Source organism: Sphingobium phenoxybenzoativorans (assembly GCF_001757355.1).
Taxonomy (GTDB): Bacteria; Pseudomonadota; Alphaproteobacteria; order Sphingomonadales; family Sphingomonadaceae; genus Sphingobium; species Sphingobium phenoxybenzoativorans.
Genome location: NZ_MINO01000002.1, coordinates 193,342 through 214,818, shown reverse-complemented (window position 1 = coordinate 214,818; position 21,477 = coordinate 193,342). Strand labels below are relative to the sequence as shown.

Annotated in this window: 17 protein-coding genes and 1 tRNA gene; 11 read left to right on the top strand and 7 right to left on the bottom strand. The window is 61.1% G+C overall.

All coding sequences use genetic code 11. The annotated features are described in order from the left end of the window. Nucleotides 1–22: 22 nt before the first annotated feature. The 4 genes from BHQ40_RS02365 to BHQ40_RS02350 all read left to right on the top strand — a co-directional run bounded on the left by BHQ40_RS02365 (nucleotide 23) and on the right by BHQ40_RS02350 (nucleotide 3,938). Nucleotides 23–1,393 carry a hypothetical protein gene (locus tag BHQ40_RS02365; RefSeq protein WP_253183222.1) on the top strand — a complete coding sequence of 457 codons (1,371 nt, stop codon included), beginning with the start codon at nucleotides 23–25 and terminating at the stop codon, nucleotides 1,391–1,393. A 77-nt stretch (nucleotides 1,394–1,470) separates the two neighbouring features. Then, a complete protein-coding gene (locus tag BHQ40_RS02360) occupies nucleotides 1,471–2,742 on the top strand; it encodes an alkaline phosphatase family protein (RefSeq protein WP_070151770.1) in 1,272 nt (423 codons plus the stop codon). Between the two features lie 10 nt (nucleotides 2,743–2,752). Then, complete coding sequence (locus tag BHQ40_RS02355) at nucleotides 2,753–3,220, top strand: MaoC family dehydratase (protein WP_070151768.1); 468 nt, start codon at nucleotides 2,753–2,755, stop codon at nucleotides 3,218–3,220. Nucleotides 3,221–3,305: 85 nt separating this feature from the next. Beyond that, nucleotides 3,306–3,938, top strand: coding sequence for a LysE family translocator (locus tag BHQ40_RS02350; RefSeq protein WP_070151766.1), 633 nt, complete (start codon nucleotides 3,306–3,308; stop codon nucleotides 3,936–3,938). 18 nt (nucleotides 3,939–3,956) lie between these two features. On the opposite strand, the gene mutL is transcribed toward BHQ40_RS02350, so the two are convergent. Next, the gene (gene mutL, locus BHQ40_RS02345) at nucleotides 3,957–5,750 is read right to left on the bottom strand and encodes a DNA mismatch repair endonuclease MutL (RefSeq protein WP_070151764.1); all 1,794 of its coding nucleotides are present in this window, start codon (nucleotides 5,748–5,750) and stop codon (nucleotides 3,957–3,959) included. Between the two features lie 148 nt (nucleotides 5,751–5,898). On the opposite strand from mutL, the gene BHQ40_RS02340 reads away from it, so the two are divergent. From BHQ40_RS02340 to BHQ40_RS02315, 6 genes are all read left to right on the top strand, one after another. Then, the gene (locus BHQ40_RS02340) at nucleotides 5,899–6,945 is read left to right on the top strand and encodes a rod shape-determining protein (protein ID WP_070151762.1); all 1,047 of its coding nucleotides are present in this window, start codon (nucleotides 5,899–5,901) and stop codon (nucleotides 6,943–6,945) included. 19 nt (nucleotides 6,946–6,964) lie between these two features. Continuing rightward, nucleotides 6,965–7,954 carry a rod shape-determining protein MreC gene (gene mreC, locus BHQ40_RS02335; protein WP_083276635.1) on the top strand — a complete coding sequence of 330 codons (990 nt, stop codon included), beginning with the start codon at nucleotides 6,965–6,967 and terminating at the stop codon, nucleotides 7,952–7,954. Then, nucleotides 7,951–8,463, top strand: a complete 513-nt coding sequence (gene mreD, locus BHQ40_RS02330) for a rod shape-determining protein MreD (RefSeq protein WP_070151760.1) — start codon at nucleotides 7,951–7,953, stop codon at nucleotides 8,461–8,463. The genes mreC and mreD overlap by 4 nt, the downstream gene beginning before the upstream one ends. Continuing rightward, nucleotides 8,460–10,508 (top strand): penicillin-binding protein 2, encoded by a 2,049-nt coding sequence (mrdA, locus tag BHQ40_RS02325; RefSeq protein WP_070151758.1) that lies wholly within the window; start codon nucleotides 8,460–8,462, stop codon nucleotides 10,506–10,508. The genes mreD and mrdA overlap by 4 nt, the downstream gene beginning before the upstream one ends. Next, the gene (gene rodA, locus BHQ40_RS02320; RefSeq protein WP_070151756.1) at nucleotides 10,505–11,611 is read left to right on the top strand and encodes a rod shape-determining protein RodA; all 1,107 of its coding nucleotides are present in this window, start codon (nucleotides 10,505–10,507) and stop codon (nucleotides 11,609–11,611) included. Before mrdA ends, rodA begins: the two co-directional genes overlap by 4 nt. 123 nt (nucleotides 11,612–11,734) lie before the next feature. Further along, nucleotides 11,735–11,810 (top strand) — tRNA-Lys (locus BHQ40_RS02315). Between the two features lie 118 nt (nucleotides 11,811–11,928). Here the strand turns inward: BHQ40_RS02315 and BHQ40_RS25495 are convergent. Beyond that, nucleotides 11,929–12,267, bottom strand: coding sequence for a hypothetical protein (locus BHQ40_RS25495; protein WP_139139144.1), 339 nt, complete (start codon nucleotides 12,265–12,267; stop codon nucleotides 11,929–11,931). A 520-nt stretch (nucleotides 12,268–12,787) separates the two neighbouring features. On the opposite strand from BHQ40_RS25495, the gene BHQ40_RS02310 reads away from it, so the two are divergent. Beyond that, nucleotides 12,788–14,356 (top strand): tetratricopeptide repeat-containing sulfotransferase family protein, encoded by a 1,569-nt coding sequence (locus BHQ40_RS02310; RefSeq protein WP_070151754.1) that lies wholly within the window; start codon nucleotides 12,788–12,790, stop codon nucleotides 14,354–14,356. A 100-nt stretch (nucleotides 14,357–14,456) separates the two neighbouring features. Here BHQ40_RS02310 and BHQ40_RS02305 read toward each other — a convergent pair whose 3' ends face one another. The 5 genes from BHQ40_RS02305 to BHQ40_RS02285 all read right to left on the bottom strand — a co-directional run bounded on the left by BHQ40_RS02305 (nucleotide 14,457) and on the right by BHQ40_RS02285 (nucleotide 21,443). Next, a complete protein-coding gene (locus BHQ40_RS02305) occupies nucleotides 14,457–16,883 on the bottom strand; it encodes a TonB-dependent receptor (protein ID WP_083276634.1) in 2,427 nt (808 codons plus the stop codon). A 195-nt stretch (nucleotides 16,884–17,078) separates the two neighbouring features. Then, a complete protein-coding gene (locus tag BHQ40_RS02300; protein ID WP_070151751.1) occupies nucleotides 17,079–18,053 on the bottom strand; it encodes a sterol desaturase family protein in 975 nt (324 codons plus the stop codon). Between the two features lie 313 nt (nucleotides 18,054–18,366). Continuing rightward, nucleotides 18,367–19,293 carry a Vgb family protein gene (locus BHQ40_RS02295; protein WP_070151749.1) on the bottom strand — a complete coding sequence of 309 codons (927 nt, stop codon included), beginning with the start codon at nucleotides 19,291–19,293 and terminating at the stop codon, nucleotides 18,367–18,369. A 30-nt stretch (nucleotides 19,294–19,323) separates the two neighbouring features. Further along, nucleotides 19,324–20,337 (bottom strand): MBL fold metallo-hydrolase, encoded by a 1,014-nt coding sequence (locus BHQ40_RS02290; RefSeq protein WP_070151747.1) that lies wholly within the window; start codon nucleotides 20,335–20,337, stop codon nucleotides 19,324–19,326. A 17-nt stretch (nucleotides 20,338–20,354) separates the two neighbouring features. Continuing rightward, nucleotides 20,355–21,443, bottom strand: coding sequence for an MBL fold metallo-hydrolase (locus tag BHQ40_RS02285; RefSeq protein ID WP_070151745.1), 1,089 nt, complete (start codon nucleotides 21,441–21,443; stop codon nucleotides 20,355–20,357). Between the last annotated feature and the right edge of the window lie 34 nt (nucleotides 21,444–21,477).

Genomic DNA, 21,477 nt, shown 5'->3' with positions numbered 1-21,477 from the left:
GTTTACAGACAGGATACTCACAATGAACAGACGATATTGGCGAGTCGTGGCTCCGGCTGCGGCGGCGATTGCAATGCCTGCGGCGGGGATTTCCATACCCGCAATGGCGCAGGATATGGATCACAGCATGATGGACCACGGCCATACTGAACATGGCCAAGGAGATCATGGCCAGATGGATCATGGCAATACCATCGACCATTACACCGAAGGATCGGTACTGGATGATGGAACCATGATCTTGCCGGCGGCCCCAAAACGGAACCGCGCCAGCATAGGTTCCGGCACCGCCCGCATACCGGGCGTGGAGGGCAGCATGAACGGCCTCCACGTCATGACCGGCGACTGGATGCTGATGGCGCATGGATATGCCTGGGGCGTCTATACCGATCAGGGCGGCGCGCGCGGCGATGACAAAGCCTATGTCCAGTCGATGCTGATGGCGACCGCCGAACGTCCGCTGGGCGATGGCGCGCGGCTGACGCTCAAATCCATGTTCAGCCTGGAACCGCTGATGTCAGCGCGCGGCTACCCAAATCTTTTCGCGACTGGAGAGACGGCGAACGGCATCGCCCTGATCGACCGGCAGCACCCTCATGACCTGTTCATGGAACTGGCGGCGCGGATCGATGTGGATATCGCCCCCGGCGCATCCGCCTTCCTCTATGGCGGCCCGGTCGGCGAACCCGCACTGGGGCCAAGCGCCTTCATGATGCGCCGTTCCTCCCGCTACAATGCGGAAGCGCCGATCACCCATCATTGGTTCGACAGCACCCATATCACCTATGGCGTGGTGACGGCTGGCGTTTCCGCCAGCGCGTTCCAGATCGAGGCGTCGGCCTTCCGCGGCCGTGAGCCGGACGAGGAACGATGGGGCATTGAAACGCCAAAGCTCGATAGCTGGTCCGTACGCGGGACGTGGAGTCCTTCGTCCAACTGGGCGGCGCAACTCAGCTATGGCCGGATCAAAAGCCCGGAAGCCCTGCATGACGATGAGGATGAAGGGCGGCTGACGGCGAGTGTCAGCTATGGCGATGACCGGCTGTCCGTAATCGGCGCCTTCTCCGCCAAGAACCGCCTTCCCGGACCTGTGCTGACCGCCTGGCTGCTGGAGGCGAACTGGAATCCGGCAAGCGGCCACAATCTGTTCGGCCGGATCGAGAATGTCGAGAATGACGAGCTGTTCCCGGAGGGTGACCCGCTGCATGGCGCGGCGTTCCGGGTGACGAAGATGCAGGCGGGCTATGCCTATCGCATCCCTCTCGGCAAGATGTTCGGCCTCGCTCTAGGCGGATCGGCTGCCATCTATGACAAGCCCCGCGCGCTGGATGCGGCCTATGGCAAAAATCCGGTCGGATTGACCGCATTCGCCAAACTCTCGCTCGGCGATTGATCCAAAGAGACCCGGTGGCGTCATGGTTCCGTCACCGGGTCTCTGTTAGGGGGAGGATAGACGAACGGGATTCGCTGATGCCGCTGTTTCTGCGTGTTGTTTTCCTCTCTTTCCTGCTCATGGCCGCCGCCTGCGCGCCCGTGCGAGAGCGGCCCACAATGCCGGCCGGGCAGGATGCGCGGCCACCCGTCACCATTCTGATTTCGATAGACGGCTTCCGGCCCGACTATCTGGATCGGGGCGTGACGCCCAATCTCTCAAGGCTTGCGGCCGAGGGCGTCAGCGCGTCCATGCGCCCCTCCTTTCCGTCAAAGACTTTCCCCAATCACTGGGCCATCGTCACCGGCAAGCGGCCCGACCATAATGGCATCGTCGCCAACAGCATGGAGGATGCGCGCCGTCCGGGCGAGACGTTCACCATGGCGAGCGATGATCCCTTCTGGTGGAATGAGGCTGAACCCATCTGGGTCGCCGCGGAAAAGGCGGGGGTGCGAACGGCAACGATGTTCTGGCCCGGCTCTAACGTCGCCTGGGGCGGCATTCGCGATCCCAAATGGCCGAACCCGATCGCCGGGGGCACGCGCCCGTCAAACTGGCTGCAGTTCAACCAGACAGTCACCGGAGACCAGCGCGTCGATGCCGTGATCGACTGGCTCCGCCGCCCGGCCGGCACCCGTCCCGGTTTCCTGACGCTCTATTTCGATACGGTGGACACCGCCGGTCATCAGTTCGGGCCGGATGCGGCGCAGACCCGTGACGCCATCGCGCAGGTGGACCGGAGCATCGGCAGGCTGACCAGCGGCCTGGCTATGCTGGGCCAGACAGCAAATCTTGTCATCGTCTCCGATCATGGCATGGCGGCGACATCCACCGATCGCTGGATCGCGCTCGACACGCTTGCCGATCCGGCCGACTATCGCGTGCTGGAGACTGGCCCCTTCGCCAGCATCTACCCCGTTCCCGGTCATGAGAAGGAACTGGAGGCGGCGCTGCTTAAACCGCACGCTCATTTGAATTGCTGGCGGAAGGCGGACATTCCCGCGCGCCTCCATTACGGCGCCAATCCGCGCGTCCCGCCTTATTTCTGCCTCGCGGAAAACGGCTGGCTGATCGAAAAGACAGCGCCGAAAGAAGCGTCGTCCGGCGGCACGCACGGCTATGACAATGCAGCGCCGGATATGGCGGCGCTGTTCATCGCAAACGGCCCCGCAATCCGCAGGGGCGTTCCGGTCAAACCCGGCTTCGACAATGTCGATGTCTATCCCCTGCTGGCCCGGCTTATCGGTGTCGCGCCACAGCCGGGCGATGGTGACCCGGCGACGCTTGACCGGCTCTCCGCCACGCCATAGTCGATCGGTCATGACAGCATGGTTTGAAGATATTGAGGTCGGCGCGAAGGACAGTTTCGGCCGTTATGAGGTGACGCGCGAAGAAGTGATCGGCTTCGCGTCGAAATATGACGCCCAACCCTTTCACCTGTCCGACGAGGGCGCCGCCCCCACCCATTTCCGCAGGCTGGCGGCGAGCGGGTGGCACACAGGTTCCATGATGATGGCGATGACCGTCGCCCGCATGCAGGAAAGGCCCGGCGTTCAGGAATCCAGCCTGGGAGCGATAGGGATCGACGAGCTTCGCTGGCTGCGCCCCGTCTATCCCGGCGACATATTGCGCTGCGAATCGGAAGTGCTGGAAAAAATCCCGTCCCGCAGCAAGCCCGACCGGGGCGTCGTCCGCGTGCTCACGACAGTCATCAATCAGGATGATGCGCCGGTAATGACCATGATCGCGATCCTGATCATCCGCACCCGGCCAGACGATCCAGCATAGGCGGACTTTCCCTACCCCGGCAAAACATGTCTTGATTAACCACCCCGCTATCCCCCATGGAACCGCCGACCATAGGGGGACCGCCATGCCGACGCTCGCCAATCTCGCCGCCTTCGCCCTGATCGCGCTGGGCATGGTGCTGACGCCCGGCCCGAACATGCTCTACCTCATTTCGCGATCCATCTGTCAGGGGCGGCGCGCTGGCCTGATCTCGCTTGGCGGCGTGGCGGCAGGCTTCCTGTTTTACATGCTCTGCGCCGCTCTTGGCATCACCGCGCTGCTGATGGCGGTGCCGTTCGCCTATGATGCGCTTCGCTTCGCTGGGGCGCTGTACCTGCTCTGGCTGGCATGGCAGGCAATCCGGCCCGGCGGCCGGTCACCCTTCCAGGTCCGCGATCTTCCGCCGGATTCCCCGCGACGGCTGTTCGTCATGGGCTTCATGACCAACCTGCTCAATCCCAAGGTCGCGGTAATCTACCTGTCGCTGCTGCCTCAGTTTATAGATCCCGCGCGCGGCCATGTTCTTGGCCAGTCACTCATTCTGGGCGGCACGCAAATCGCGATCAGCGTCGCGGTCAATGCCCTGATCGCCATGACGGCAGGCTCCATCGCCACCCTGCTCGTGCAGCGTCCAAGCTGGGCGACCATTCAGCGCTGGCTGATGGCGACCGTGCTGGGTGGACTGGCGGTGCGGATGGCAACGGAAGCGGGACGGTAGGAAAGCCCCGCCTTCGGATCATTTCCGCCCGAACAGCTTCTCTATATCGGCGTGACCCAGCTTTACCCAAGTCGGGCGGCCGTGATTGCATTGGCCGCTGCGAGGCGTGACCTCCATCTCGCGGAGCAGGGCGTTCATTTCAGTGACTGACAGGACGCGCCCGGCCCTGACCGACCCGTGGCAGGCCATCGTCGCCGCCACATGGTCCAGCCGCTCCTTCAGGCTCAGCGCGGAGTCGTACGCGGCAAGGTCATCGGCGAGGTCATTGACCAGCCCCTGCACATCGCCCGCCCCCAGCATGGCGGGCGTGGCCCGAACGAGCATGGCCGCGGGACCGAAGCGTTCCAGTTCCAGCCCAAATTCCGACAATTCGGCAATGCGCGCCTCCAGCCGGTCGCAGGCGGGTTCGTCCAGTTCCACCACCTCCGGCAGAAGCAACGCCTGCGACGGCACGCCTGCCCCATCCATTGCCCGCCGTATCCGCTCCAGCACCAGGCGCTCATGCGCCGCATGCTGATCGACCAGCACCAGCCCGTCCTCAGCCTCCGCAACAATATAGGTCTTGGCCACCTGCCCGCGCGCAACGCCCAGCGGGAAGCTCTGCGCCTCTGGCGGGGCCTGCTCCGCCGTCTCCGCTCGCGCCATCGGCGGCGGCGTCAGGAAGGATGGACGGCGGTCAGCGACGGATTGATAGTTCGGCGCGCGGTCCAGCAGGATCGCTGTCTGCCCCGCCGCATCGAAAATGGGCATCGTCCCAATGGGTGTGGGGGAAACAGGCTCGGCGCGCCATGCTCCCAGTCCCGCCGGGTCCGCCCGCTGCACGGATCGAAAACCGGCATCATCGAGCGCACGGCGAATGCCGCTGACGATCATGCCGCGGATCAACGCGGGTTCACGGAACCGCACTTCAGTCTTGGCCGGATGCACATTCACATCGACCTCGCCGGGCGGCATATCCAGAAACAGCGCGACGACGGGATGCCTGTCCCGCGCCAGCATGTCGGCATACGCGGCGCGGACGGCGCCGACGAGCAGCCGGTCCCGCACCGGGCGGCCGTTGACGAACAGAAACTGATGGTCGGCCACACCGCGATTATAGGTGGGCAGACCCGCCACCCCCGTCAGCGCAGTGCCGTCCCGGATCAGATCAATGACGACGTGATTGTCGGCCAGCGCCCGGTCGGTCAGCGCCGCGACTCGGTCCTCACGCCCTTCGTCAGCCTGCACGCCCAGCGCGCGGCGGCCGTCATGTTCCAGGGAGAAGGCGATGTCGGGCCGCGCCATCGCCAGACGCCTCACGACATCCAGACAGGCGGCATATTCCGATCGCGCGGAACGCAGGAATTTCCGGCGCGCGGGCACACGCGCGAAAAGCTGCTCCACCTTGATCCGCGTGCCGCGCGGGATGGCGGCCGGCCCTTCGGAAAGCAGGGCTCCATTATCGACGACTCGCTGCCATCCTTCGGCCCCATCCGGCCGGCTTTCGATGGACATGCGCGCGACACTGGCGATGGAGGGCAGCGCTTCGCCGCGGAAACCCAGCGTCGAAACCATTTCTATCGCATCGTCGGGAAGCTTTGACGTGGCGTGCCGTTCCAGGGCGAGGGCCATGTCGGCGCGGCTCATGCCGCACCCATCGTCGCTGACCTCTATCCCGTCCAGCCCGCCATTGGACAGCCGGACAGCGATTCGCCGGGCACTGGCGTCGATGGCGTTTTCAACCAATTCCTTGAGCGCGCTGGCCGGTCTCTCCACCACTTCGCCCGCGGCGATGCGATTGACCAGATGCTCGGGCAGGCGGCGTATTGACATATGTCAGGGACTAGCCCAAGCGAACGCTTTCCGCGACCCGCCGCCCGACAAATATTTCGCCCGTTCAGGCCGTGCTATGCGGAAAACAGATGAATATTGCGCGGTGTCCCTGAGCGCTCCGGGGCCTTCGCACGGGACAGGAAACAGCATGTCGGTCTTCTCGCGTTTGTTCAAATTCTCCTCTCAGGACATGGCCATCGACCTCGGAACCGCCAACACCGTGGTCTATGTGCGCGGACGCGGCATCGTCCTCAACGAGCCGTCCGTGGTGGCGGTGGAGACGCTGAACGGCATCAAGCGGGTGAAGGCGGTCGGCGACGACGCCAAGCTGATGATGGGCAAGACCCCCGATTCGATTGAGGCCATCCGGCCGCTGCGCGACGGCGTCATCGCCGACATCGACGTCGCCGAGCAGATGATCAAGCACTTCATCACGAAGGTACATGGCGGCAAGGCGCGCCCGTGGCGCTTCCCCGAAATCGTGATCTGCGTCCCCTCCGGCTCCACCAGCGTCGAGCGCCGCGCTATCCGCGATGCCGCCAGCAATGCGGGCGCGAGTCAGGTGTTCCTGATCGAGGAGCCGATGGCCGCCGCGATCGGCGCCGACATGCCCGTGACCGAGCCGATCGGTTCGATGGTCGTCGATATCGGCGGCGGCACCACTGAGGTCGCCGTGCTCTCGCTGCGCGGCCTGGCCTACACCACGTCCGTCCGCGTCGGCGGCGACAAGATGGACGAAGCCATCGTCTCCTATGTCCGCCGCCATCATAATCTGTTGATCGGCGAAGCGACGGCCGAGCGGATCAAGAAGCAATATGGCGTGGCGCAGGCGCCCAGCGACGGCGTAGGCGAGACGATCCACATCAAGGGCCGCGACCTCGTAAACGGCGTTCCGAAGGAAATCTCGATCAATCAGGGCCAGATTGCCGACGCGCTGGCCGAACCGATCAGCACCATCGTCGAGGGCGTGCGCATCGCGCTGGAGAATACCGCGCCGGAACTGGCGGCGGATATCGTCGATCAGGGCATCGTGCTCACTGGCGGCGGCGCGCTGCTCAAGGGTCTGGATGACGAACTGCGCGACGAGACCGGCCTGCCCGTCACCGTCGCAGAGGATCCATTGACCTGCGTCGCGATCGGCACCGGCCGCGCGATGGAAGATCCGATGTTCCGGGGCGTGTTGCAGACCGCTTAGGCGTAAAAGGGGATAAAAGATGGCGCGGCCGCCCAGCCGGCGCCCCGGCCAGAACCGGAAGGCGCAATATAGCCTCTTTGCAAGCTATGTCGTTGCCGTCACCGGAGCGCTGGCCGGCCTGCTGCTGATCATCATAGCCATGTTCGACCCGACCGGTTTCGCCGCGATCCGATCCGCTGGCGCGGAAATCACGCGCCCGGCGTCTTCTGGCCTTAAGGAACTTGTCAGCGGAATCGGCACCGTCGACGAACGGATCGCCGCCTTTTACCGGGCAGGCTCACAGAATGTGTCCCTGCGCCGCCAGGTGGACATAAACCGCACCCGCCTGATCGAAGCGGCCGCCATTGAGCAGGAGAATGTCCGGCTCAAGAAGCTGCTCAAACTGGTGGAGGAGGAAAAGGATGAAGTGGCGACCGCTCGCCTGATCAGTTCCTCGTCGTCCAGCACACGGCGGCTGGCGCGTCTTAACGCAGGCCGGTCGCAAGGGGCCTATCCCGGCATGCCCGTGCGTGCGCCGGAAGGGCTCATCGGCCGCATCTATACGGCCGGTCCCAACACGTCCGATGTTCTGCTTCTTACCGACAGCAGCAATGTCGTGCCCGTCCGTCGTTCGACCGACAATATCGCGGGCATATCCACCGGCGCGGATGACGGATCGCTGCAGATCAAATCCCTGAGCGCGGGGCGCAACCCGTTCAAGCCCGGCGACATATTGGTCACTTCCGGAACCGGCGGCCTGTACCAGCCGAACATTCCAGTGGCGATCGTGGTGCGGATCGCCGGGGATGACGCCGTTGCGGTGCCGCTTGCCAGCCCGGCGCGCGTCGAGATGGTGATGGTGCAGCGCCCGTTCGAGGAAAGCCTGGCCAGATCGCCGGGCACGAGCAAGCAGCAAAGCACGGGCCGGCAACCTGCCGCTCCTGTCGCACTTCCTCCGGCGACCGCTCCAAACTCGGCCAATACCGCGCCCGCCACGTCCGCGGACAACGCCGTGAGCGTGGCGCAATGATCCCGCAAGGCCCGAAACTCGGCAATCACCCCTCCCGCTTCCGGCTGGAGGGAACGCCGGTGATTACGGTCATGCTTGGCTCTATGGCGACGGCTTTGCCCGTCGTGGTGTCCTCGCCGGTCATGCCGCCGTTCGGTCTGCTGCTGCTCCTATCGTGGCGGCTGTTGCGGCCGGAGCTGTGGCAGGCGTGGATCGCCCTGCCCCTCGGCCTGTTCGATGACGTGATGAGCGGCCAGCCGCTGGGCAGCGCCATGTTCCTGTGGACGATCACCCTGATCGGTATCGATTCCACGGAGCGGCAACTCTACTGGAGGGATTATTGGCAGGACTGGCTTATCGCCGCCGCTGCGATTATCTTCTGCCTTTCAGGGGGTCTCTTGTTCGCGCGCCTTACCGGCGGCGGGGGAACGATGATGCTGATTGCGCCGCAGATTCTGTGGTCCGTACTGCTTTACCCGTTCGTCGCGCGTCAGTGTGCGTGGCTTGATCGCTGGCGCATCATGGCATGAAATTCGGCAAGTCCAGCGGCAAGATCGTTACCCAGGCAAGCCAGTCCTTCTCCTTCACGCGCCGCGCCATGGTTCTGGGCGGCATACAGGGGGGCGTCGGCCTGCTTCTGGCCGGGCGGATGGCCTGGATCAGCGTCGCGGAAAATGAGAAATATCAACTTCTTTCCGAAAGCAACCGCGTCAACCTGACCCTCATCCCGCCCCGGCGCGGATGGATCGTTGATCGTCACGGCCGCCCGCTCGCCAACAACCGCACCGATTTCCGCGTCGACATCATTCCTGACCGGTTGCGGGACAAGGATGCGACCATCGCCAGCCTCGCGCGGATTCTGGCCATCCAGCCGGATGAGGTCGAACGCATCCATGAGGATCTGGAAAAGGCGGCCGGTTTCCAGCCGGTGGAGGTCGCCGCCAATCTCGATTACGAACAATATGCCGCTGTCAGCGTCCGCCTGCCCGATTTGCCCGGCGTCGCGCCCGCTCAGGGTTTTTCCCGGCATTATCCGGCCGGGGCCGCCGTTGGCCATCTCATCGGCTATGTCGGCACGGCGTCGGCCAAGGATTATGAGACGCGGCGCGACCCCCTTCTGATCACGCCGGGATTCAAGATCGGAAAGGACGGCCTGGAAAGCAGCCTGGAACGCGAACTGACCGGGAAACCGGGCGCAAAGCGGGTGGAAGTCACCGCTCGCGGCAAGATCGTACGGGAATTGACCACGCGTCCCGACACGCCGGGCAAGACGATCCGCATGACCATCGACGCGGGATTGCAGGAATATGCCGGCCGGCGCCTTGGCACGCAATCTGGGTCAGTGGTGGTCATCGATTGTCACAGCGGGGACCTGCTGGCGATGGCATCGATGCCCAGCTACGATCCGAACAGCTTCTCGGACGGCATTTCCCACGCGGAATGGGATATGTTGTCGCAGGATGATCATGTGCCCCTGCGCAACAAGACGCTCAAGGGCCTCTATCCCCCCGGTTCGACCGTCAAGCCAATGGCTGCCCTGGCCTTTCTGGAGGCTGGCCTGCGCCCGGAGGAAACGGTGAATTGCTCCGGAGCCATCCGCGTCGGCAATGCCCTGTTCCACTGCTGGAGCCGTCGCGGCCATGGCGCCGTCAACATGCATCGAGGGATCGCGCAAAGCTGCGACATCTATTTCTATGTGATGGCGCAACGGATGGGCATGCAGGTGATCGCCGATATGGCCCGGCGGCTGGGCATGGGCCAGAAATTCCCCCTGCCCTATCCCAGTCAAAGCTATGGCACCGTACCCGACCCGGCATGGAAACTGCGCAAATATCAGCAGGATTGGCAGATTTACGACACGGTAAACGCCACAATCGGGCAAGGCTATATGCTCATTAACCCGACCCAGCTTGCCGTCATGGCCTCGCGCATCGCTTCGGGCAAGGAGTTGATGCCGCAATTGATGTACAAGGCGAACCGCCAGCCTCCCAAGGCTCTGGGCGTGTCGCAGGAGCATCTTTCGGTCATCCACAACGCCATGAGCGCGGTCGTGAACGGTGGCGGCACCGGGGGCGCCGCCCGCCTTCCGGTGCCTGACGTGCTGATGGCGGGCAAAACCGGCACGGCGCAGGTGCGGCGCATCACGATGGCGGAACGCGCAGGCGGCGTGCGAGGCAATGCCTCCCTGCCATTCAAGCTGCGCGACCATGCGCTGTTTCAGGGATTCGCGCCCTATGACAATCCCCGCTACGCCGTCGGCACGATCATCGAGCATGGCGGCCATGTCAGCCGGATACAGGACGCGCCAATGATATCGGCCGATGTCATCAGCTATCTGTTCGATCCAGCCAAAGCGGTGGAACGGCTGGAAAAATATGAGAAGGACTGGGGCGGTCCACCGGCCACCCGGCTGGCGGCGCAGATGGCCGAATATCGCCGGGCCAAGGGTCTGGCCGCCGTGCCAGGCGATGCCGCGCCGCCGACGGACGCCAATGCGGCGAATGTGGCGAACGCGGCCGAGGATGCGGCCCAACCCCCTTCCAACGCCGCGCATGACGGGGATGTGCCCGAATGAGCAGCCTGGTCCCCGCCCCCATAGCCAGCCTGCCATGGCGGCTGCTCATCCTGCTCACCTGCATCGCCAGCTTTGGAACAGTGGTGCTCTACAGCGCTGCTGGGGGGAGCCTTACGCCCTGGGCGATAAACCAGGGCGCTCGCTTCTGCATATTCCTGGCCATGGCGCTCACCCTGTCCCGCCTGCCGGTTTCCCTTTTCTCGAAAATCGCGCTTCCCGGCTATGCCTGTGTTCTTATCGCTCTGGTGCTTGTGGAACTGATCGGCGGCGTTGCCGGCGGCAGTCAGCGGTGGATAAATCTGGGCTTTATGCAATTGCAGCCGTCGGAATTCATGAAGCCGATGATCGTGCTGGCCGTTGCCCAATTTTATGCGCGGCTTCCGGTGGGAGAATTGCGGCGTTGGGCCGCCATATGGCCCGCGCTTACCCTGATCGGCTTTCCCGCCGTTCTGGTGCTTATCCAGCCAGACCTTGGCACATCCACCATGATCGTGGCCGGAGGCGTTACCGTGATGTTTCTTGCCGGCTTGCCGCTGCGCCTGTTCATCGGGTCCGGCCTGGCGGTCGCCGCCGCGATCCCGGTCGCCTTCAGCTTCCTGCATGACTATCAGCAGAAACGGGTACTCATCTTCCTCGATCCCGAAAGCGATCCGCTTGGCGCGGGATATCATATCAGCCAGTCGAAGATCGCCATCGGCTCCGGCGGTATTTTCGGCAAGGGCTTCCTCAACGGCACGCAAAGCCACCTCGACTATCTGCCGGAAGGACACACCGACTTCGTATTCGCAACGATGGCGGAGGAGTGGGGATTGGTGGGCGGCATCGCCCTGATCGTGGCGTTCGGGCTGCTGTTCCGCTGGGGCATCAGGGTAGCGCTCAGAACCCAGGACAAATTCTCCCGGCTTGCCGCCGCCGGACTCACCACCACCATATTCTTCTACGTCGCGATCAATACGTTGATGGTCATGGGCCTTGCCCCGGTCGTCGGCATTCCCCTGCCCTTCATGTCCTATGGCGGGTCATCAATGCTCACGGTGATGCTGTGCATTGGCATCATCATGGCCATAGACCGGGACAAAAAGTCCCCCGGCAGTTGGACCTGATGCGCGGCGCCACGAAAAATCGGCCAGCCTTCCGCATTTGATGTTTGCAAAGGCGGAAGATCATGCTAACCGCCGCGCCTCACCGGGAAAACCAGCCCGGCACGCGGCCCTGGCAGCCACGTTGGACGCATAGCTCAGTTGGTAGAGCAGCTGACTCTTAATCAGCGGGTCCTTGGTTCGAGCCCAAGTGCGTCCACCAAAATTTCCTTAGTAAATACAGTAATTCATCCCGCGCGGGGCCAGCTCCAAAAGCCGCTTACGATTTGCTTTCTGGCGTATTTCTAGCCGCTCAACCTGCTTATAACAGCGGCTAAGGGCTACAGCTTTCGCCAAGCGGCTATCCAAAAGGATGTTACACCGCTGAGGCCGATGATCACGAAAATGATCGGGGGGATAAACTGCCCATCGTCCGTAAACGCCCCACTACATGGATCGGCGGGCACACTGAGATAGACCGCGTAGCTAGCGATGCCTGCCACAATTGTTGGAAACAGACATCCACCCAAAAAGTTCGGCACCGAAAGCGAAAGCGGATCGCGCACTGCCCGTTTTATCAAGACATAGGCCAAATATCCTACTACGCAGCCTGTGATGGCCGCCGTTGCATCGATTAAAAGCCAAGCGTTTGTAGAGACGGTGCAAAAATCGATAGCCATATCTGCCTCATAAGGCAGGCGTCAGACCATGTCAGCTATTGCGTTAATGCTACCAGCCACGCAGGATCACCGTCAGTGAACATGTGCACCGCTCCATGTCTCGTCCCCTTCCCAGCGGTGCAGTGCATCGACGACCGCCATTTTTGTTATGAAGTCCGAGGCGTTAACGCAGATCTTAGCAATCCCTGCATCTCTGATATCAGCCCGGCATAAGGATGCGAACTGGGCATCAATCAACCGCCACGTGTAATATGGCGGCCTGTCCTTGCGCCGCAGGAATGTTTTAGGACCAGCCAGTGCAGTCAGGCGTGATTTCTCATGCGCGGGGGTCGGCTTGGGCAGTGATGACCATTGAACGGACAAAGGGTTTGGCCACACGGCATGATATATTCGACACTGAATATCGGGATTACCCGTTTAGCCGGGCGCATGGCTCCCAATGCCTGGAAGTTTTTCCGATAGCCGGTCCCTGTCCCATCTGGTCTAATCCGCGCGTGAACGCTTTTACGGGAGTTATGATTTGACGCTGGAAGCACAGGCGAGAGCAGCTCTGCGGCGTGGCGATCTGCCTGCCGCTGCTGCCGCCGCCAAGGCGCTTGCCCTTGCCAGCCCGGAACAGCCGGCGGGCTTTTTCCTGCTGGGCATGGCGGCGGCTGAGGCGGGCCAGATCGCCAAGGCGGTTCCGCTGATCGAGGCAGCCGTAGAACGGGGACCGGAAGCGGAGCATCTGGCCCAGTTGGCAAGGCTGCTGATCCTGCTGCGGCGGGATGGGGAAGCCGCCAACGCCGCGCGGGCGGCCATGACATTGGCGCCTGGCGACGCGCTGACGCTCGACACTATCGGTTGCGTGCTGGCCCGGCTTGGGGACCATGAGGGGTCGCTCATGCCGTTTGCGGCGGCGGTAAAGGCTCAGCCGGGCAATCTGGACTATCGCTATAATCTCGCGGCGGCCAGCGGCTTTACCGGCCGGGTGGATGATGCGCGCGCGCACTATGAAACGATCCTGGCCAAAGACCCCGGCGATGCGCGCGCCCACTATGCACTCGCCATTCTATCGCGTCAGACCGCGCTGGCAAATCATGTGGCCAGACTGCAAAGCGCGCTGGCCAAGGCCAGCAAGCCGGACGATGCGCTGCGCATTCGTTATGCGCTGGCGAAGGAACTGGAAGATATCGGAAATAGTGGGGATGCCTTTCAGCATCTTTCCGCCGCCAATGCCGCGCATAAACGCGCGATCCAGTATGATTTCGGCCAGGATGCCGCGATATTCGATGCAGTCGAAGCGCTGTTTACCGATCGCGCGCATTCGCTTGCGGCCGGGCGAGGCAATGCGGACCCGGCCCCCATATTTGTGGTGGGCATGCCGCGTACCGGAACCACGCTGGTCGACCGTATCCTGTCTTCGCACCGGGATGTTGGATCGGCGGGCGAGCTTCAGGCCATGCCGCTCGCAGTCAAGCGGCTGACAGGCACGTCATCCCGCGTCGTTATCGATCCTGAAACCATATTGGCGAGCGGCGGCGTCAATCCCACCGAGATCGGTGACGCCTATATGGAACGGGCGGGCCATCACAGGCCCAAGGGCGTAGCGCGATTTACGGACAAGCTGCCCGCCAATTTTCTCTACATCGGCCATATCGCGCGCGCTCTGCCAAATGCCCGGATCGTCTGCCTGCGCCGCAATCCGATGGATACTGTCTGGAGCAACTACAAGAATCTGTTCGCCAGTCAGTCCGCCTATTACGCCTATTCCTATGATCTGATGGATACGGCGCGATATTATATGCGCTTCGACAGGCTGATGGCGATGTGGGAACGCCTCTACCCTGATCGGGTGCTGCAACTATCCTATGAGGCGCTGGTCGCCGACCAGAAGGGGCAGACACGCCGCCTGCTGGACCATTGCCATCTGGAATGGGATGAAGCCTGCTTGTCATTCCATGAGAATAGAGCAGCGGTGGCGACGCCAAGCGCGGCACAGGTGCGCCGTCCAATCAATGCCGATGCCGTCGGGAAATGGCGGTCTTATGCAGATGCCTTAGAACCCGCGAGGGCCTGGCTGGAGGCTCAGGGCATCAAGATCATATAGCCGGCGCTATCGCCGTCCAACGCCTGCAGCTTGTTGCGGACGGAAAACAGAACAGGGGCGCTCTCCATTTCTGGAGAGCGCCCCTGTCCCTTTACAGCAATCAATATTTGACGCGCGCTTCGATGCCGAAGGTGCGTGGGTTCGCAATTGCGTGCTTGTAATAGCGCAGAAGGACACCGTCATTGAGGCCGACGCGAGACCTGTCATTCTGGACGGAGACAACGGCGAATTTGTCGAAGATGTTGTTGGCAAACAGGCTGACGCTATATTTATCACGCTCATAAGTCAGCGACGCCCGATGCATCACATAGCTGGGGAGCTTATCGCCATAGGCGCGATCCCAACCAAGTCGCGTTACGACATTGCCGCGGTACGTTGCCGTCCAGTTGGCGATAAGGCTGCCGTCCATGACAGGCATTGTGTAGGTTGCGCCCAAACTGCCGCTGTTCTTAGCGGAGCCGGGCAGGCGATCGCCCGAAAGCGCGGCTAGCGTGATGGGCGCGCTGGGATAGGAACCAGCCGGATCGTTGACCGGGATGATGCCAGGTACATCCTCGGTCAGCTTGGCGTCGGTATAGGAATAGGTGCCCTGGATCGAGAATCCGGGGAACGGCCTTACCTGAAAGGACGTTTCAAAGCCTTCGGATTTGGCTCTACCGCCATTGACCGTAATGCTGGTAATTCCGTTCAAGGTAGCGGAATCAACCTGAAGACCCTGCCATTTGATCTGATATACGTTGAAGTTGAACGTCAGCTTCCTGTCGAAAAGCTGGGTGCGAACACCGACCTCGATATTCTTGGTGGTATCCGGGCCAAACTGGATTTCGTTGGGCAAGCCGCAGATGATCTGGGTGTTATTGACATTGTCGCCGTCAGGATCGTTGGGCAACGGATTGGGGCAAGGCGCTACGCTGTTCGGGCCGCCGATGCGATAGCCCTTGCTGTAGGTTGCATAGGCCATCAGGTTCTCGGAGAAATTGTACGAGCTGTTGAATTTCCACACCCATCCGCTCTTACCAGCCTCCCCGCCTCGCGCGGTCAGCTCATAGGGGCTGAGTGGGTCACCCAGGATCGGCAGCGTCTGTGCGCCAGCGATGTTCGACGTGTATTTGAAGTAGCGGGCACCGGCAGTAACCTGCCACTCCGGAGTGATCTTGAACGATCCTTCGCCAAAGAATGCCGTCTCAGTGACTTTCGATCGGATGTAGCTCACATATTCAAGATATTCGGGATTGGTGACGGGATCGGCCCAGGGATGGTTCGGAATATGCTCGGCATAGTCGCTGCCATAGCGGTTCTCGTTGTAGAAGCCGCCGAGCACCCAACTGAACGGCCCGCCATGCCTGGAGACGAGGCGGATTTCCTGGTTATATTGCTTACGCTTGGTGTGCGATTCATTCCAACTGGTGAAGGCCGGGAACAATTCATAATCATAGTCGAGATCGAGCAGCAGATCCGTGTTGTCTCTCTGCGCGTCGGACTTGACTTCGGTATAGGCGGTCGTCGCCACCAGATCAGCGATATCAAATATATTGGCGTTAACTTCCAGGCTGAGAAGGTGCGCCCGGCGATTTACCGGCTCGGCATAGCGGCTCGCATTCTCATATTTTCCAGTACCCAGAACGCCGACGCTGTTGGATTGGGAGCCGCCGGTTTTCGTCCGCTGGAATGCGTAAGTGATGTTGGCGGAGAAATCCTCGTCAATGTAGAACAACAGTTGGTTGCGCGTCGTGAAGGTTTTCTCGAAATTCAGATCCTTGCGGCCCGTCAGGTTTGCCGCATAGCCAGCGTCAGAAACGCCGTCCGGGCCGTCCGGTTGTGGCAACGACACGCCGGGCGTCTGGATCAGCAGCGGATAGTCGATAAAGCCGGGATCATAATAATATCCTGTGGTCGACCGGAAAGCGATATAGTCCCGGACAATCGGGATATTGAGGACGGCGTCCCCCTGATATCCGGGCTTGCTGCCGTGGCTCTTGCCGTAAAAGCTGCCATGGACTTCGCCGGAAAAATTGCTGACGTCCGGACGATTTGGGATGTAGCGGATCGCGCCCGCCAGCGTACCGAGACCATAGAGCGTGCCCTGCGGCCCAAGCAGTACTTCTACTCGATTGATGTCGAGAAGCTTGAAGTCGTAATAAAGCGGAACCTCACCCAGATAAACGCCAAGAGAATCGTCATAGTTCGTGCCAGTAGCGTCCACATCAGATGCACTGAGGCCGCGCAGCACGATTGCTCCAGTTGTACCAGGGCCAGTGTCGGAAATTGTCAGGCCAGGCGTGAAATCAGCCAGGTCGCGCACATCCTGAATCCGCTGCCGCGCCAGTTCCTCCGCGCTGACCGCCGAAATGTTGATCGGCGTTTCCATGATCGTCGTGCTGCGGCGCGTGCCCGTGACGATAATATAATCGCCATCCGTTGCAGCGGCTTCCTGAGCCTCCTGCGCCATCACCGGCGTTGCGAGCGCGGCGCTCGTGAATATGGTTGCGGATAAAAGCCCTAGCCTAAGTTTCGCGCGATATGACATGTGTTTCCCCTTTTTTTGGTAAAGCTCTCCCGCGCCCTGACGCCTCTCCGCCAGAACTTGATTGGTCCTTTGATCGAGGACCCCTTTTGAATGCGTCAGCTCCGATTTTCGGATTATTTGCTGACGTAGTGCAGTCCGACTTTCAAAACCCGTCGAACTGGTAAATCCGGCGCAATTCCTGCCATCCGCAGCTTATCAACTTGCCGCGACGGCTGAATTTTTCCGTCTCGCCTTGATCTTTTCGATCCAGGACAACCATGGGAACATGAACTGCTCCCAGATTGAGAGCCTCCTGCGATCATCTTGCCCGACAAGAATGCCTTCACCCTCACGATAGGTGCCCAGAACGCGATCGATCAGGATCAGCGAATTGGCGTAATTGCAGCGCGTTTCCTCATAACCCACTGAATGATGCAGGCTGTGATGGCGGATTGTCGTGAAGAAGAAGGAATAGAATAGCGGCGGGTCGGACCGCACATTGGCATGCGCGAAAGTGGACACCACGCCCAGTACGTTGAACGCGCAGAACAGCGCAGACTGCTGAAAGTCGAAAAGCGCGACCACGCTTAGGCTGATCAGGAACAACTCCACCGGATTACCCACGGCGCCCTTCATCGCATTCAACTGCGTAATGTGATGATGCGGCGCATGGGTCAGCCAGAAGGGATGCCAGTTGTGCATCAGCCTGTGCATCCAATATTGGCCGAATTCGATGAGAAAAATCACCAGCGCGACCTGCAACACGAACGGCATGTGCGTGGCCCATTCAGTGGTGATGCCAAGAGATTTCTTGACCGCCTTCAAAGGCTCCTCGGCGAGCGTGCTGGTGACCCAGGCAATGACCGTATAGCTCAAGATCACATAGAAAAGGTCTGTGGCAAATTCGCGCCTGTTCAAACGCCAGCCCGCATGCCGCTCAAACACCCATTCAAGCGAAAGCACGAAGGCCGTGGTCAGGCCGCCAGCTATAAGTATTGACCAATCATTCTTGATCCAGGCCTGAGGACCGTACATCCAGAATAATATGACAGCGACAACCATTGCCGGGGGAATGAGGTTGACCAAGGTCTTCCCGATCCCACTCTGCCCCACCCGCGCATCGTAAGCGCCGCCAGCGACGGATTGAAGGTCGCCCGAGAGAGCAGCATTATGAGCAGGAATCTGATCCACAAAAGATCTCCCCAATCAAGCCGGTGACCGGCCCAACATTTCGATCCTCTCTCTCTCGGTGACGTCGCTCTGAACTGCGATATGACACACGGTATTGATATTACTTATTGCGTCAAGAGTATTAATTATGAGGTTGCCCGCCGCGCCTGCGTCTTTCGATAAACGCCAGAAAACGGCGCTTTTTACGAAAACGATTGCGCGCAACCCGCGTAGATGAAAGTCACTTGGTCCAAAAATGCGCTTAACATCGTTGAATGAAAGCGGCTGGCATCCCGCTGATTCGTAAACCGCGTTCCTAGATGGAGAGGCGAGGCTATGGCTTCTCCTTTGGCGCAGCGCTCCACCAGGACAGGGTATGAACGTCATGCGCGCTGGTCCAGATGCCAGAGGGCGTGTAGCGCAAGGCCCCGCTGCCCGCCGGCTTGCCCGCGCGTACGAGTATCTCCATCGATTTCGGATCGATCGCCACGAATGTCTGGTCTTCGGTAGTGCGAAGCCAAACCACTCCGCCCCCCGCGTCGATATCGCCATAGATCAGCGTCTTGCCGACCTTGACGCGACCGGACACGGCGGCGGTGGCCGGATCGATGCGCGCCAAAGTACCGTCGCCCTGTTCCTGCACCCAGACGGCGCCCTCGCCCGCAACAAGAAAGCCCGGTTGCTTGCCCAGCGCGATCGTGTGGGTCACTGCATTGACTTTAGGATCCACCCGCTGAAGCGATTGCGCCTTGCCGCTTGCAGCCCATAGCGCGTCAAATCCGAAGGTCAGATAAGACGTGCCGGGCGCTACATCGATGGAAGCGACCACCTTGTCAGTGGCCGGATCTATCCGGGCGATCTTGCCGGTCGTCTCGCTGGGCGCCCATATCGAACCCGCACCCGCAACCACGTTCAATTCGCCGCTGGGGCCTAAGCCGACCGGGATAGTTGCAACTATGCGCGCCGTCTTGGCATCGATCCGGTAAACCTCGCCGCCCTTGCAATTCGCCACCCAAAGCGAACCGAACGCCATCGCCATCGCGCCGCAGGGCTTTGGCATATCGACTGACGCCTGCTTACCTTTGGCCGACCATTTTTCGACGCGGCCGTCATTTGTTGTCCACACGGAGTCGCCATCCACCGCCAGAAAATCGGCGAAGCCTGGCACGGTGAATTCCTGCTCGCTCAGCGCTTTTGGATCCGGTGGAGCCGCAGCGCACAACGCGACCAATGACAGCGTCAAACCAATGGGCTTTTTCATGCTCTCATTTCCCTCTGACAATGTGGCGCCTCAGCCGTAACGATATGGGTTCCTGTCGATCGTGGTCGTGCCCCGCGTCTGGTTGCAGAGGAAAACCGTGCCGGTGAAATAAATGCCGGGTTCAGTGATCTTCTGGGCATGGGCGAAGGCTTCGCGCAATTGCTGCACGGTCATCTCCACAGGCGCCTCGTCAGGCTGCCAGGTCATGCCATAGGCGTAGTCCTGGCCGTCCTTGCTGATCTCCACATGGCATCCCATGACATGCGTCACCGGATGCGTATCGCAAAAGTCGATCAGCCGCTTCATGCTGTCGAACCAGGGCTGCCAGAAACTGATGTAGCAGCGTCCGCGGTAGAACATGTCGCCAGTGTAGAGAATCTGGGTGTAGCTGTCATAATAGGCGAACTCCGACACCACATGTCCGGGCGACCCCCAGATCAATATGTCGCGCCCGCCAAGGTCGAGCGTCACCCGCTCCTCCGGGAAATTGGTCATGCCCCAGAAGCCGACCATCTCCTCATGCGTCTGGCCCATATAACGGGTGTTGGGACGATCAGCGAACTGGTTGACCGCCATATAGTGATCGCCATGCAAATGACTGTAGGCGACCAGCAGCTCCAGGCTGGCGGGATCACGGCCATTGCGGGCGCACCATTCGTTGATGCACTGGTCCACCACGCCGCGAAGGTCCCACTCATTGCGTAATTGCGTGAACCCCTCGTCCAGCAGCAACACACGGTCGTTGCCGAAGTAGAGCGGGGCGAAGGGCGCCTCGTAACTATATGCCTTGTTCTGCCGCAGGATCGCGGTGTGCGGATTGTACCAGTGGACCTGGACCGGGGGATCGGTGTTGTCCATGCAGGACGACGATCCGCAAATCCATTTTTCCGGAAAGCTGCCCTTGGCGGGAAGGTTGCTCTTGAAATCAATGGGAGCCGGGCGTGCGGCGGCCGACGCCGCCTGGGCGATGCCGGTCATCATTGCGCCAGACAGCGGCACAGCGGCGGCAACGGCATTGTAGGTCAGGAAAGTGCGGCGATCCATATAAGCTCTCCCGATCTTCAGAAATGGAATGGCGGCGTGATATTGGGTACGCCCTCTGGCCAGACCCGTGTGCGCTGATCAGGACTGACGCCGTTGAAAAGCGCGAAATCGGGACGGATGAGCATCATGTCCTTGCCCTGCACTTCACGGGCATATTGCAGCGCCTCATCGATCAGCGCGGGTTCCATCTCCAGCACGCGTTCATAAGGTTTGTAATTGACGAAGCGCCGGTAATATTTGCCCGGCACGAACATCATCTCGATATGGCCGCCCATGATCCATTTGACCGGCTGGCGCGTAGCAAAGTCCTTGAGCCGCTCCAGAGAGGCCACGAAATCGCCGTCATTGCTGATGTTGATCTTGCCGGGAAACAGGAGGTCGCCGGTAAAGAGGAAATCGCAATAGGGATCGTAGAAACTGACGCCATCCTTATGCGTGCCCGGCGTCGGGATCACCTCTATCACGCGATCGCCCAGATCGATTTTGCCGGTACCCCCAGGCCAACTGCTTCCCAGGCCGTAGAAGCGCTTCATCACTTCCAGCGGCTTGGGCACGATCATCGTATCCGGCCGCCCCGCAAATTGCACCAGGCCCTGATTTTGCGCGATATCCTCGCCGGATGTCAGCGCGACGGTGAGCGGCACCTTGCTCCGCCCGCGCGCCTGCCCCCATCGCGTAATGATGGCGTCCACCGTCTCGCGCAGCGGATAATGCTGCGCGTCTGCGGTAGCGCCGCTGTCGATCAGCAGGGCGCCCTTGTTGCCGAACAGGAGATAGGTGAAAGGCGCCTCCCAATGCGCGCAGACATTCTGCCGCAGGATGAAGCTGTCCTCATTATACTGCACGACCTGAACGCGCGGATCGCGGTTCGTGGCGGCGACGTTGGAACCGAATATCCAACGGAACGCCAGATTGCCGGGTGCTGCGCCGTCGCATGCATAATCATGGACAACAGCCTTCTTGCGATGCAGCGGCACGGCGCTGTCCGTATTGCGGACGCCAACGGGATTATAGTCCAGGTCGGGATTGCCGTTGGGGTAGGTGCGCGCTGCCGCTGACTGCGAAGCGCCGGTTGAAGATGGTTTTTTTGTGGAACTCTGCGCCATCGAAATCCCCCGGATATGAACCGTCGAGCAGCTT